This is a genomic window from Streptomyces sp. MS191 (assembly GCF_008042125.1).
In the GTDB taxonomy this organism is placed as follows: domain Bacteria; phylum Actinomycetota; class Actinomycetes; order Streptomycetales; family Streptomycetaceae; genus Streptomyces.
Window position 1 is genome coordinate 1 of sequence record NZ_RDBI01000244.1, and the last position, 12,978, is coordinate 12,978.

Sequence of the window (12,978 nt, forward strand, 5' to 3'; positions counted from 1 at the left end):
CGACGGGAGGCGGCGCGACGGGAGGCGGCGGAAGGGACGGGGCCGGCGGTCAGGGCGGGGGAGTCACCGTGCCGGCCTGGTCGCGGGCCGACTCCCCGAGGGCGCCGTCGTACCGGATGCGGCCGCCGGGTCCCGCGTACCGGGGGTGCGGGCCGACCGAACGGCGGATCATGGTGACGCTGTTCTGGCGCAGCTTGTGGGGTTCGAGGAGGTTCAGGACCTCCAGCTCTCCCGGACGGGCGCGCTGGAGCCCGGCGAGGTACCGCAGGATGGCCTCGCCCTCCGGGTACGTCATCAGGTAGTGCAGGACGACCACGCCGCCGTCCGGGTTGATCCGGTCGAGGAAGTGGTCGAGGAAGTACAGGCAGTCCCAGGCGTCCACCCAGGCCAGGTCGATGGGGGCGAAGTCCGGCGGGAGCGCCGCGTCGCAGTCGCGCAGGGCCGCGTCGACCGTCGTCACCCGGTCCGCGAGACCGAGCGCGGCCAGGACCTCGGCGACCCGGCCGGCGGACGACTCCGGGATCGAGTGGTCGTCGACGGCGACGAACACCGGCCGGTACGGCTCCAGATAACTCGCGGGCGCAGCCAGCGGCGGGTCGGCGCGGAGCCAGTCGTCGTCCAGCGGGGCGCCGTCGTCCAGGTACCGCCGGGTCTTGGCGGCGAGCGCCGCGGACTCGCGGGCGGCCAGCCCCTCGACCTCGGCGAGGGCGGCGGCGAGGAAGGGGGTGGTGTAGCCCGTCCCCACCTCCAGCACCCGGCGGGGCCGGGTGAGCCGGATCAGGTTCGCCAGGAACGGGGCGACCGCCTCCGTTCCCATCCCGGGCACCCGGAGCCCGGCGACGGCGGTCTCGAAGTCAGTCACGGTGCGGGCCTCCGGTGCGCAGGTCGCCGAGCAGGTCGAGACCGGCGAGGACGGTCTCGGCGGGCAGGCCGAAGTCGATCAGGCAGGCGATCTCGTCGACCCCGATGCCGCGCAGCCGTTCCACCACGCGGCGGGCCTCGGCGGGGGTGCCGAGGAGTGCGCCGTCCTCGTAGTACCGGTCGAAGGAGCGCCGGACGAGGAAGTCCACGTCGTCGGGCCGGAGCCGGGCCGGGTCGATGCCGCGCCGTCCCTCGAACCGGGAGCCGAGCAGCAGCCCGAGGGAGTCGCGCAGATAGGCGCAGAGCGGTTCCCTGACGAGCTCCCTGACCGCGTCGCCGTCCTCGCCGAGGAAGGCGTGGACCATCACCACCACGTGACCGCCGTCCGGGCCGGCGGCCGCCCGGTAGGCGGCGATCTTGCGGGCGAGGTCGTCGAGCTCCTGGCCCAGCAGGTGGGTGAGGACGCCGGCGCCCWKGGCGCCGGCCCGCCGGAAGGTCTCCACCCCGCCCGCACTGGTGATCCAGGTCGGCAGCTCCGGCTGGACGGGCCGGGGATGGATCCGCACCCGGCGCTCGGCGCCGACGCCGTCGCGGACGGTGAGCTCCTCGCCGCGCCAGAGCCTGCGGACCGTCTCGGCCTGGTCCAGCACCAGCGCGCGCCGGTCCCCGTACGCCTCGGGGGCCAGCGCGAAGTCGGCGGCGTGCCAGCCTGAGGCGAAGGAGATTCCGGCCCGGCCGCCGGAGAGGTTGTCGACGACCGACCAGTCCTCGGCGAGGCGCAGCGGATGGTGCAGCGGCGCGACGACGCTGCCGGCCCGGATCGCCACCCGCTCGGTGACCGCGGCCACCGCGGCGCCGGTCACGGCCGGGTTGGGGTAGAGCCCGCCGAAGGAGTGGAAGTGCCGTTCGGGAGTCCAGACGGCGGTGAAGCCGTGGGTGTCCGCCCAGCGCGCCCCGTCGAGCAGCAGGCGGTAGCGGTCGCCCTTGGGACCGGCGTCGTCGTCGCCGTCGTCGCTGGCGAAGTAGAAGAGGCTGAAGTCCATGGGGGCCGTGGGGTCGGAGACGGTGGGCGGTTCAGGGGCGGGCGGCATCGACGGCCTCTCCGGCGAGCAGCCGGAGCGCGTTCCGGTCCACCTTGCCGTTCGCGTTCAGGGGCAGGGTGTCCCGGTGCAGGAAGCGGCGGGGCACCAGGTGGATCGGCAGCGTGCCGCGCAGGGAGTTCAGCAGGTCGCGCCGGGGCACCGGGTCCCCGGTGTAGCAGGCGGCGAGTTCGCGTACCCCGTCGTGCCCCGCGGCGGCGACGTCGACGACGACGCAGTGGGCGACCTGCGGCAGCCGGCGCAACGCCGCCTCGACCTCGCCGAGTTCGACCCGGAAGCCGCGGATCTTCACCTGGTCGTCGAGCCGGCCGAGGTGCACCAGGCGGCCGTCCTCGTACCGCACCCGGTCGCCGGTGCGGTAGTACCGCCCCGCCCCGGCGAACGGCCCGTCCTGCGCCGGCGCGGCGCGGAAGCGGTCCGCGTCGTCGGCCGGGTCGAGGTAGCCGTCGAACCGCTGGGGTCCCCGGACGCACAGCTCGCCGGACTCCGGGTCGACGAGGTGGTCCAGCGAGTCGTGGATCCGGCCGATGGGGACGGTGCCGTTGGAGGTGCGGGGCCAGTCGGCCGGGTCGCGCGGCAGCCGGTACGCCGAGCAGGCGACGGTCAGTTCGGTGGGGCCGTAGAGGTTGTCGACGACGGTCGCCGGGGCCAGGGCCCGCCACGCGGCCACCTGCTCGTAGGTGAGCTGTTCACCGCAGAAGACGCTGTACCGCAGTCCGGTGGCGCGCCCGGCGGGCAGCTGCCCGAGCCCCGCGCCCACCGAGACCGCCGACGGCACGGAGAACCAGTGGGTGAGCCGCCGGCCGGTCACGTAGTCGACGGGGGAGAACGACTCCGCGGGCGCCGGCTCGACGAGTGTCGCGCCGCCGCCCCAGGTCACGAACAGGTCGAAGACGGAGAGGTCGAAGGTCAGGTCGAAGGTGTGCGACATCCGGCAGCCGGGCCCCACCTCGTAGCGCGCCGCCGCCTGCCGCAGGAAGGCCAGCGCCTGGCGGTGCCGGATCGGGATGCCCTTGGGGCGGCCCGTCGTCCCCGAGGTGAACAGCAGGTAGGCGGTGCGGTCCGGGTCCGGGCGGTACGGGCCGAGCGACCCCGTGGGCACGGCGGACCGCACCTCGGCCCCGCTGAGCGCCAGGACGGGCACGCCCTCCGCCCAGCTCCCGTCGCCCCGCTCCCACGCCTCCGCGTCGGCGAGCACCACGTCCGGGGCGGCCTGCTCGCACATCCGGCGGGTGCGGGCGGCGGGAAAGCCGGGGTGCAGCGGGACGACGGCGGCGCCGAGACGCAGGGCCGCCAGGTACCCCGCGTACGCCGACGGCCCGCGGGCGGCGAACAGGCCGACCCGGGAGACCGTGCCGTACGCGTCCCGTACGCGCTCCGCGAGCGCCTCCGCGGCGCGGAGCAGCTCGCCGTACGTCAGGGAGCCGTCGGGGAACTCGACGGCGACGCCGTCCGGACGGCGCGCGGCGCTGTCGGCGCACAGCCGGTACAGGCTCTCGGCCACGTCCGCTTCACACCCCGCCCGCGAGCAGCTTCACCTGCGCGCCGACGGTGGGGTGCCGGAAGAGGTCCGTGGCCCGCAGCTCCAGGGCGGTCAGCTCGTTGAGCTGCTCCCACAGCAGCAGGAGCAGCAGCGAGTTGCCGCCGGCGTCGAAGAAGCCCTGGTCGACGGGGACGTCCTCGGCGTCGATGCCCAGCGTCTCGGCCCAGGCCTCCCGCACCGCCTCCAGCAGTTCGTCCTCGTCCGTCACCTCAGGTCCTCCCCAGCGCCGACCAGCTCCGACACCCGGACCTGAGGGTCGGCCACCACCGCGGCGAGCAGCCGCTCGTAGTCGGCCGCCGCCCGTGCGACGGTCGTGGCGTCGAACAGGTCCCGGTCGTACTCCCAGATGAACTCCACGCCGCCGGGCACGTCCCGGCCGCGCTGCCCGACGGCCTGCTCGGCGACGGGGATCGCGATCACGTTCAGGTCGAACTTGGCGCTGCCGTTGCTGATGCCGGGCGTCACCTCGACGTCCAGGCCCGGCATGCGGACGGCGCGCATCGGCGCGTCGTGGAACGCGAACAGCACCTCGCACAGGGCCTGCCGCCCGGGTACCCGGGGCGGGCGCAGCGCCGCGATCACCCGGTCGAAGGGCAGGTCCTGGTGCTCCAGCGCGCCGAAGACGGTGGCGCGGACCCGGCCGAGCAGCTCCCGGAAGGTCGGGTCGCCGCGCAGATCGGCGTCCAGGGCCACCGTGTTGACCACCATGCCCAGCATCCGGTCGGTCTCCGGCCGACCGCGCCCGGCCAGTCCCGAGGCCACCGAGAAGCGGTCCTGCTCCGACCAGCCGCGGAGGAGGACCTGGAAGGCGGCGAGCATCACGGCGAAGAGCGAGACCCGTTCGTGCCGGGCGAGCGAGCGGACCCGGTCGGTGAGATGCGCGGGGACCGTGAACCGGGGAGCGTCCCCGGCGAAGCGGCGGGCGGCGGTGCGCGGCCGGTCCGTGGCCAGCTCAAGGAAGGGCGGGACGTCCGCGAGCCGGTCGCGCCAGTAGGCGAGCTGGCGTTCGGCGGCCGGGCTGTCGAGCCAGGCGTGCTGCCACGCCGCGAAGTCGGCGAACTGGAGCCCGGGTTCGGGCAGCTCCGGGGGCCGGCCCTCGGCGAACGCCTCGTACAGGGCGCAGAGTTCGTCGATGAAGACGTTGAAGGCCCAGCCGTCGTGGATCAGATGGTGCTCCAGGTGGAGCAGGACGTGCCGGTCGTCGGCCGTGCGGAGCAGCCGCCAGTGGACCAACGGGAGCCGGTCGACCGGGAGTTCCTCGTCGACGGCGTCGGCCACCGCCCGCCGGACCGCCGCCTCGGGGTCCGGGGAGCCGCGCAGGTCGTCGACCGGGACCGTGACCTCGTACGGCGGGTGGACCACCTGCCGGGGGCCGTCGGGGCCGTGGGCGAACGTGGTGCGGTAGACCTCGTGCCGGCGGACCACCTCGGTGAGCGCGTCCGCCAGGGCGCGTGCGTCGAGGTTTCCGGTCAGGGTCAGGACGGCCTGGAACTGGTAGGCCCGGATGCCGGGATGGAGCTGGAGCAGGAACCAGAGCCGCTCCTGCGAGCAGGACAGCGGCAGGTGTCCGTCACGCGGCACCGGCCGGATGTCCGGAACCGGACCCGTGGCGTGCGCGCTGCCGTCCCCCATGCGTGACCCCCGGTTATGGTGATCGTGACCACATCAAGTAGAGATCAACAGCAACCCGCTGTCAATGATTTCTGTGTCCATGACATGCGCGTCCATCAGCTCTATGGTGGGGCCTCCGTTCGCGACGCGCCGACGCATCGAGGGAAGGTGGCACCCCCATGACCGTGATGGCCTGGTGACCCGCAAAGGCCTCTGGCTCTCACCGGACTTCATGCGCTTGTGGGCCGCGCAGTCGATCAGCGAGACCGGCACCCAGATCGGTCAGCTCGCCGTACCGCTGCTCGCCATCGGGACGCTGCACGCCTCCGCGACCGAACTGGGCTTCCTCACCAGCGCCCGCATGCTGCCGTTCCTGCTCCTGGCCCTGCCCGCGGGGGCGCTCCTCGACCGCATGCGCCGCCTGCCGGTCCTCGTCACCTCGGACCTCCTCCGCGCGCTCCTGCTCGGCAGTGTGCCCGTGGCGTACGCCCTCGACGTGCTGACCCTGGCCCAGCTCTACATCGCGGTCCTCCTGGTCGGCGTCTTCACGGTGGCCTTCGACATCTCGTACCAGAGCTATCTGCCCACCCTGGTACGGCGCGAGGAACTCGCCGACGCCAACGCCAAGCTCACCGCCAGCAGTTCGGCCGCCGAGATGGCCGGCCCCGCCGCGGCCGGCATCCTGGCCGGGGTCATCGGCGCCGCCGCCACCGTCCTCCTCGACGCGCTCAGCTTCCTCGCCTCCGGCCTCTTCTGCCGGGCCATCCGCCAGCCGGAACCCGAGCCCGAGGTACCCGCCGACCAGGGGGCGCGCTCGCTGCGCAAGGAGATCGGCGAGGGACTCGGCTTCGTCCTGCGGCAGAGCATGCTGCGGGCCGTCGCCGCCTGCGCCAGCCTCCTCAACCTCGGCTCCTCGATGCTGACCGTCCTCCTCACCCTCTACATGGTGCGGACCCTCGACTACGCCCCCGCCATGGTCGGCGTGGTCTTCTCGCTCGCCGGCGTCGGCCTGGTCGGCGGCGCGCTCCTGGCGAGCCGGGCCATCGAGCGGCTCGGCTACGGCCGCTCGATCACCTGGGGCGCCGTGACCTGCGGTGTCGGGCTCGCGCTGATGCTGATGCCGGCCGTCGAACCCGGCCTGTCCTTCCCGTTCCTCGCCGCCGGCCACCTGCTCTTCGGCTTCGGCGTGCCGCTGTTCAACATCGCCCAGGTGACCCTGCGGCAGGCGATCACGCCCGACCGGCTGAGGGGGCGGATGAACGCCTCCATGCGCTTCGTCATCTGGAGCACGATCGCGATCGGCGGCCCCCTGTCCGGCCTCCTCGCCGAACTCCTGGGCATGCGGGGCGCGATCATCGCCTCCGCCGTCGTCGGAGCCGTCTCCTGGCTGCCGCTGCTCTGGTCGCCGGTCCCGGCCCTGCGTGAACTCCCCGAGGAGGAGGCGACGGCGGTCGTCAAGGACTGACCCCGCGGCGCCGCCCCGGGCGCCGGCTCACGGAAGCCGCAGGGCCGTCCAGTCCGGCTCCACCCCGGTGACCCAGAACCGCCCCAGCGCGGCCAGCAGCAGCTCGTGCTCCGAGCGGCTGTCGAACCCGCCGGGCAGGGACTGCACCACCGACCCGACCGCGCCCGCCGGGCGGCCGGGATGCTGGAGCGCCAGCCGGGTCAGCGGCTGCCCGGGACCCAGCTCGACCAGGAGCGGGTCGGGCAGCCGCCAGATCTCCGCCAGTTCCTCCGCGAACCGGATCGTCCGGGACAGCTGCCGGGCCCAGTACGCCGGACTGGTCGCCTCCTCGTCCCGCAGCCACGTCCCGGTCACGTTCGACAGGACCGGGACCTCCGGCGGCCGCAGTGGCAGTGCGTCGAGGAGCTCCTCCAGCGGCCCCGTCAGCGGCTCCGTCATCCAGGAGTGGAAGGCGTGCGAGGTGGCCAGCCGCCGGCAGGCGTGACCGTCCTCCGTCAGCAGCCCGGCCGCCTTCTCGACCGCCTCCACCGGACCCGACAGCACCGTCTGCTGCGGGCCGTTGAACGCCGCCGCCGACAACTCCCCGCCGATGTAGGGAAGTACCGACTCGGGCCCCGCCATGACGGCGAGCATGGCGCCCTCCGGCAGCCCGTCCACCAGCCGGGCCCGGTGGCTGACCAGTCGCAGCGCGTCCGGCAAGGGGAGGACCCCGGCGACGCAGGCCGCCGCGTACTCGCCCACGCTGTAACCGGCGAGGGCCGTGGGCCCCGCGCCGAGCGCGGTCAGGGCCCGCGCCATCGCGTACTGCACCGCGAACATCAGCGGCTGGGCGACGACCGTGCGGTGGATCTCCTGCACCGTCTCGCGCCGGTCGAACAGGGCGGCCAGATCGGGACGGGCGGCGGCGCCCGCGCCCGGCTCGTCGCCCTCCTCCGGTGCCGCGGGGAAGAGGACCTGCCGCAGGTCCGGACCGGGCTCGGCGGCGAGCAGCCCGAAGCAGCGGTCGAGCTCGTCGCGGAACACCGGCAGACACCGGTACAGGCCCGCGCCGAGCCCGGCGTACTGGTCCCCGACCCCGGAGAACAGGAACACCCGCGACACCCCGGGACCGCCACCGCCGGCCGGGCCGCGACCGCCGCCGTCCGCATCGCGGCCACCGTCCGGACCGCCGCCGGTGGACACCCGCCGCGGATCGCGCTTGCGCAGCCTCCGGGCCGCGTCCGCCGCCCCGCTCGCCGCGAGCGCCCGCCGGTGGGTTGCGGGTGAGGGCGTCGTCGCAGCCTCGGACACGGCCGGCAGGGCCGCGAACTCCGCGTCGTCCATGCGCTCCAGACGGTCCGCCAGCTCGTCCGTGGCGACTTCCAGGGCCTCGGCCGTCCGTGCCGTGAGCGCCAGCAGCCGGGTCTCCCCGCTCACGCCGACACCGCCTTGCGGACCGCTTCGGGCCAGCCGGCCGGATCCACGCCGTGCCGGCAGAGGAACGCGTACGCGAGCCGTTCGAGCCCGAAGCCGACACAGCCCGAGTACACCGGGTCGCCGGCCTCGTCCAGGATGCCGAACGACGAACCGAAGAGCCGTTCGTGGTAGTTGAACGAGGCGACGGCGACGTCCCGCTCCCCGTCGAGCGGCAGCCGCAGCTCGTACTTGAGCTGGAGCAGTCGCTGCGACCAGGCGCGGGCCGCCGTCGCCTCGTTCAGGAAGAAGGGGTCGCCCGCGACCTCGCACCGGCCGCCGAGACCGAGCGCCTCCATCAGGGCGTACGAGCGCTCCATCACCCGCGCACGCGCGCCCAGCACGAACTCGGGGCTCCCCATGAAGACGATCTCCCGGATCGTGAAGTCCCACAGCCGCTCCAGCGAGCGGCGGTAACGGGACTCGTGCCGGAAGGACTTGCCCCGCGCGGTCACCACCGTCGACGGCGCCGGCAGCGGCCCGTCCGCGTACTGGTGATAGGTGTGGAAGCACATCGTCGGCGGGAGGGAGTGGTCGAACCCGCCGGTGTGCGCGCGCAGCCCCTCGGCGAGGTCGCCGCCGTCCGCGACGGAGTCGAGGAACCCGCGGTAGCTGTCGACGTCCCCGTGCAACCGCGTGACGAACATCAGCATGTGCGGGAAGGAGTCGAAGTACCCGGTGCGGCGCAGCGCCGCCGACGTGATGAGCGTCGGATAGCGGAACTCGCGCGCGTCGAACTCGTCCATGACCACGGACCGGAGCTCGGCGTCGAGATGGTCCATCAGGGACAGGACGGGCTCGCCGACCGCGATCTGCCCCTCGCCCAGCTCGGCGGCGGCGCCCCGGGCGACCAGCTCCTCGAAGACGTCGCGGGGCGGCTCGGCGTCGGAGCCGCGCCAGACGACCTTGGGTTCCACGGGCCGCTGGGCGAGGACGTCGTGGGTGACGACGTGGCGCAGCTTGCGGGTGAGCCCGGCGACGTCGACGGGCTCCTCGCCGGGCGCCGTGGCGGTGACGTCCACGGCGGTGACCGGCGGCCCGTACGGACCGGCAGCGGGCCCGGAGCCACCCGCGGCGGAACCGGAGCCGGACCCCGACGCGGTCTCCGGCGGCGTCCTGACCAGCGTGAAACCGGTGATCGTCGACGAGACGAAGTAGACGCGCCGCGCCAGCTCCTCGGCGAGCGCGCCGGGCACCGGCGGATCGAGCGGGATCCGGAACGTGCTCATCGCGACCCGCCCCCGCCCCCGGACAGGGCCCCGCGCACACCGACCAGTTCGGCGAGGATGCCGCGCTGGACGGCGTTCGTCCCGGCGTAGATGGGACCGGCGAGCSCGTCCCGCAGCTCGCGCTCGACACCGTCCTCCGCCACGTAGCCGCGGGCGCCGTACAGGTCCATCGACGCCTGGGCCGTCTGGACCAGGCTCTCGCTGATGAAGATCTTCGCCATGGTGGCCTCGACCAGCGCCATCCGGCCCTCCCGCTTCAGCCAGCCCACCTTGTACAGGAGGTTCCGCGCGAGTTCGAGCCGGATCTTCATGTCGGCGACCGGATGCGACACGGCCTGGAAGGTGCCGATCGACCGGCCGAACTGGCGGCGCGTGTTGGCGTGGTCGACCGAGTTCTCCAGGATCCGCTCCATCGCCCCCACCTGCGCGGCGAACATGAACGAGCGCTCCCACTCGATCGCCGACGTGAACACCTGGTAGCCGGCGCCCTCCCGGCCGAGCAGGTTGGCGGCCGGCACCGGGGTGCCGTCGAACTCCAGGACCCCCATGGGTGTGGTCCGCAGCCCCATCTTCGGCAGCTCGCGCTTCTTCACCACGCCCGGCATGTCGGCGGTGACCACGAACGCCGACAGCCGGTTCTGCGTCCCGGCCCCGTCACCGGTGCGGGCGAACGTGACGAAGACGTCGGCGACCGGCCCGTTGCTGATGAAGCACTTGGTCCCGTTCAGCCGGTAGCCGTCGCCGTCCCGCACGGCCGTGGTGGACATGCCGAGGATGTCGGTGCCCGCCTCCGGTTCCGACAGGGCGTGCGCGCCGACCAGGGTGCCCGCCGACAACGGCGGGAGGAAGCGCCGCTTCTGCTCCTCCGTACCGTGCAGCAGCAGATGGACGACGCAGGCCCACAGGTGGTTGTTGACGGCGAACACGAGTCCGTTGTCGCGGCAGCCGTAGCCGAGCGCCTCCAGGGCGATCATCGTCGTCAGCGGGTCGAGGCCACCGCCTCCGTACTCCCGCGGCACCGGCCAGCCGAGGACGCCGAACCCGGCGCAGCGGTCCCAGTCCTCCCGGGGGAAGCGCCCCGTACGGTCGTCCTCCGCTACGTCGCGGCCGAGCTCGGCCCGGGCGAACGCGACGATCTCCTTGCGGAGCCGCCGCTGCTCGTCGGTCAGTTCGAAGTCCACGCGCCGCCTCCGGCCGGGGCCAGCTTGCCGGAGACGAACCCCGCGATGGCGTCGACCGAGGCGAAGTGCGCGAAGTCCAGGTCCGCGCCCTCCACCCGCAGGTCGAAGGTCCGCTCCACCCAGACCACGAGCTGGACCGCGAAGAGCGAGTTCACCAGCCCGCCGGCGAACAGGTCCTCGTCGTCGTCCACCTCGGTGTCCGGCACGTGCTGCGCGATGAAGTCGCGGATCAGTTCCCTGTGCTGCTCAACCACGCCGCTGTTCTCCCGACTCGTAGGAATGGAAGCCCTGGCCCGTCTTCCTGCCGTGGAGTCCGGCGTCGACCAGCCTCCGCAGCAGCGGGCACGGGCGGTACTTGGGGTCGCCGAAGTTCTCGTACAGGACCTGGAGCGACAGGTACACGGTGTCCAGGCCGATCAGGTCCGCCGTCTCCAGCGGACCCATCGCGTGGCCGAAGCACTCCTTGAACAGCCGGTCGATGTCCTTGGCCGTGGAGACGCCCTCGTGCAGGGTGAAGATCGCCTCGTTCAGCGTCAGCATCAGCACCCGGTTGGTGACGAAGCCGGGCGAGTCCTCCACCACCACGTGCCGCCGGCCCGCGCCTTCGAGCAGGGCCTGGGTGCGGGCCAGGGTCGCGTCCGAGGTGTGGTGGCCGCGGATCAGCTCCACCGTCGGCTTCAGCTGGGCCGGGTTCATGAAGTGCGTGCCGAGCACGCGGTCCGGGCGGCCGGTGACGCCGGCGACCCGGGTGACGGGGATCGCCGAGGTGTTCACGCCGAAGACGACCCCGGGCGGGCAGATCGCGTCGAGCTCGCGGTGGAGGGCGCGCTTGACGTCCCAGTCCTCGGTGACGTTCTCGACCAGGAAGTCGATCTCGCGCAGGTCCTTGAGGTCCGTGGTGAACCGGATGCGCGGGAGCACCTCCTCCGGCGGCCGGACGGGCGCGCCGCGCCGGATGAGCGGTGCGAGCCGCAGGTGACGGGTGATATCGGCCCGCGCGGAGTCGAGGATGTCCTCCGCGACGTCCACGAGCACGATCTCGTGCCCGTGCTCCGCGAAGAGCTGCGCGACGCCCCGGCCCATGGTGCCCGCGCCGACCACGCCTATCCGGTCCACTCGGTGTCTCCTTTCGTCGTGCTGACGGTCTCCCGCAGGACGCTCAGCGTCTGAGGCCGGGCCGTACGGAAGTAGAAGTGCCCACCCGGCAGCAGCCGCCGCTCGACCGCGCCGCCGGTGTACGCGGCCCACGCGTCCGCGTCCGGCAGCAGGCGTTCGTCCGCGCCCGCCAGGAGGGTGACCGGGCAGTCGAGCCGTGGGCCCGGGACGTGGACGTGGTTCTCCAGGAGGGCGAAGTCGGCGCGGTAGCAGGCGAGGGCGGCCGCCCGCAGGACGGGGTCGTCCCGCAGGTGGTCCATCCGGTCACCGGACCGCCGCTCGATCTCGGCGAGGAGCGCGTCGTCGGGCAGCGAGTGGACCGGTCGCGACGGAGCGGGGAAGGGCGGGGCGGGGCAGGAGGAGAGGATCAGCCGCTCGGGTGCGGGCAGGTCCCGCCGCCGGAGCTCCCGTGCCACCTCGAAGGCCACCAGCGCGCCGAGACTGTGCCCGAAGAGGGTGAACGGCGGAGTGAAGCGGACGGCGGACAGGACGGCGTCGACGAGCGGCGCCACGCGGGTGAAGGCGGGTTCGGCGGACCGGGTGGTCCGGCCGGGCAGGTGCACGCCCCACAGCTGGACGTCGGGCAGGTCGTCGGACCAGCGCACGTACTCGCCCGGCGAACCCCCCGCGTGCGGGAAGCAGTAGAGCGAGGAACCCGCCCCGGGCCGCCGGATCCTGCGGACGGTCCAGCCCGTCACCGCTCCCTCCCCGCCGCCGCCAGCCCGTCGACCAGAGCCGCCAGCTCCTCCGGGGTCGGCGCCTCGAACAGCGAACGGGGGACCAGCCGGACGGACAGCACCTCCTCGGCCCGGGCGACGAAACGGGTCGCGATGAGGGAGTCCCCGCCGAGGTCGAAGAAGCTGTCGTCYGGCTCGACGTCGGGCAGGTCGAGGATCTCGGCGAAGAGGCCGGTGACGAGGGTGAGCGTGGAGGCGCCCCCGGTGCCGGGCGCGGCCGGCGGCGCCGTCTCGGAGCGGACCGGTGTGCCGTGCGCCGAGTCGGCGGCCGGGGCGGGCGCGGGACCGGCCTCCCGCTCGGCGGCGGTCAGGGAGTGGAGCCGGCGCGCGAACGGGTAGGTGGGGAGGGCGACCTTGCGGGGCACGGGCCCCTGGTGCGCGGCGGCCCAGTCGATCCGGGCGCCGGCGAGCCACAGCGCCCCGAGCACCTCCGGCACGGATCGCGGCCCGTCCGGGGCGCGCGCGGGGTCCACGTCCAGGACCGGACGCCCGCCGTCGCCCGTCGCCGGCGCGGCCGTCGCAGGCCCGCGCAGGACGCCGACCCAGTACGCCGGATCGGCGGCCTCGGCCGCCGAAGCCGCCTTGCCGTCGTACGCGGTGCGCAGGGCCAGGACGGGGGGACGGGGCCGCGCGCGGCGTACGAG

General features: G+C 73.9%; 13 protein-coding genes. 1 reads left to right on the top strand and 12 read right to left on the bottom strand.

Features of this window, described 5'->3' with window-relative positions; translation table 11 throughout:
- Positions 1-49: 49 nt before the first annotated feature.
- The 5 genes from EAO71_RS37110 to EAO71_RS37130 are packed head-to-tail and all read right to left on the bottom strand — an operon-like array spanning position 50 to position 5,136.
- Positions 50-862: an O-methyltransferase gene (locus EAO71_RS37110; RefSeq protein WP_222723632.1), complete on the bottom strand. Its 813-nt coding sequence runs from the start codon at positions 860-862 to the stop codon at positions 50-52.
- A complete protein-coding gene (locus EAO71_RS37115) occupies positions 855-1,952 on the bottom strand; it encodes a MupA/Atu3671 family FMN-dependent luciferase-like monooxygenase (protein WP_261992535.1) in 1,098 nt (365 codons plus the stop codon). The genes EAO71_RS37110 and EAO71_RS37115 overlap by 8 nt, the downstream gene beginning before the upstream one ends.
- Complete coding sequence (locus EAO71_RS37120; protein WP_147982181.1) at positions 1,936-3,465, bottom strand: amino acid adenylation domain-containing protein; 1,530 nt, start codon at positions 3,463-3,465, stop codon at positions 1,936-1,938. Before EAO71_RS37120 ends, EAO71_RS37115 begins: the two co-directional genes overlap by 17 nt.
- Positions 3,466-3,472: 7 nt before the next feature.
- Positions 3,473-3,712: an acyl carrier protein gene (locus EAO71_RS37125; RefSeq protein ID WP_147982182.1), complete on the bottom strand. Its 240-nt coding sequence runs from the start codon at positions 3,710-3,712 to the stop codon at positions 3,473-3,475.
- Positions 3,709-5,136: a condensation domain-containing protein gene (locus EAO71_RS37130; RefSeq protein ID WP_147982183.1), complete on the bottom strand. Its 1,428-nt coding sequence runs from the start codon at positions 5,134-5,136 to the stop codon at positions 3,709-3,711. Before EAO71_RS37130 ends, EAO71_RS37125 begins: the two co-directional genes overlap by 4 nt.
- Before the next feature lie 175 nt (positions 5,137-5,311).
- On the opposite strand from EAO71_RS37130, the gene EAO71_RS37135 reads away from it, so the two are divergent.
- The gene (locus EAO71_RS37135; RefSeq protein ID WP_187282995.1) at positions 5,312-6,580 is read left to right on the top strand and encodes an MFS transporter; all 1,269 of its coding nucleotides are present in this window, start codon (positions 5,312-5,314) and stop codon (positions 6,578-6,580) included.
- Positions 6,581-6,607: 27 nt separating this feature from the next.
- On the opposite strand, the gene EAO71_RS37140 is transcribed toward EAO71_RS37135, so the two are convergent.
- From EAO71_RS37140 to EAO71_RS37170, 7 genes are all read right to left on the bottom strand, one after another.
- On the bottom strand, positions 6,608-7,996 hold the full coding sequence (locus EAO71_RS37140; RefSeq protein WP_147982185.1) for an acyltransferase domain-containing protein: 1,389 nt from the start codon (positions 7,994-7,996) through the stop codon (positions 6,608-6,610).
- Positions 7,993-9,261, bottom strand: a complete 1,269-nt coding sequence (locus EAO71_RS37145; protein WP_147982186.1) for a class-II aminoacyl-tRNA synthetase family protein — start codon at positions 9,259-9,261, stop codon at positions 7,993-7,995. The genes EAO71_RS37140 and EAO71_RS37145 overlap by 4 nt, the downstream gene beginning before the upstream one ends.
- A complete protein-coding gene (locus tag EAO71_RS37150; RefSeq protein WP_147982187.1) occupies positions 9,258-10,442 on the bottom strand; it encodes an acyl-CoA dehydrogenase family protein in 1,185 nt (394 codons plus the stop codon). The genes EAO71_RS37145 and EAO71_RS37150 overlap by 4 nt, the downstream gene beginning before the upstream one ends.
- Entirely contained in the window at positions 10,427-10,696 is a 270-nt protein-coding gene (locus EAO71_RS37155; protein ID WP_222723633.1) for a phosphopantetheine-binding protein, read from the bottom strand. Before EAO71_RS37155 ends, EAO71_RS37150 begins: the two co-directional genes overlap by 16 nt.
- A complete protein-coding gene (locus EAO71_RS37160; RefSeq protein WP_222723634.1) occupies positions 10,689-11,558 on the bottom strand; it encodes a 3-hydroxyacyl-CoA dehydrogenase family protein in 870 nt (289 codons plus the stop codon). The genes EAO71_RS37155 and EAO71_RS37160 overlap by 8 nt, the downstream gene beginning before the upstream one ends.
- The gene (locus EAO71_RS37165; RefSeq protein ID WP_147982188.1) at positions 11,546-12,295 is read right to left on the bottom strand and encodes a thioesterase II family protein; all 750 of its coding nucleotides are present in this window, start codon (positions 12,293-12,295) and stop codon (positions 11,546-11,548) included. Before EAO71_RS37165 ends, EAO71_RS37160 begins: the two co-directional genes overlap by 13 nt.
- Positions 12,292-12,978: acyl carrier protein (locus tag EAO71_RS37170; RefSeq protein WP_222723635.1), on the bottom strand; the 687-nt coding region annotated here is incomplete at its 5' end. The genes EAO71_RS37170 and EAO71_RS37165, both read right to left, overlap by 4 nt.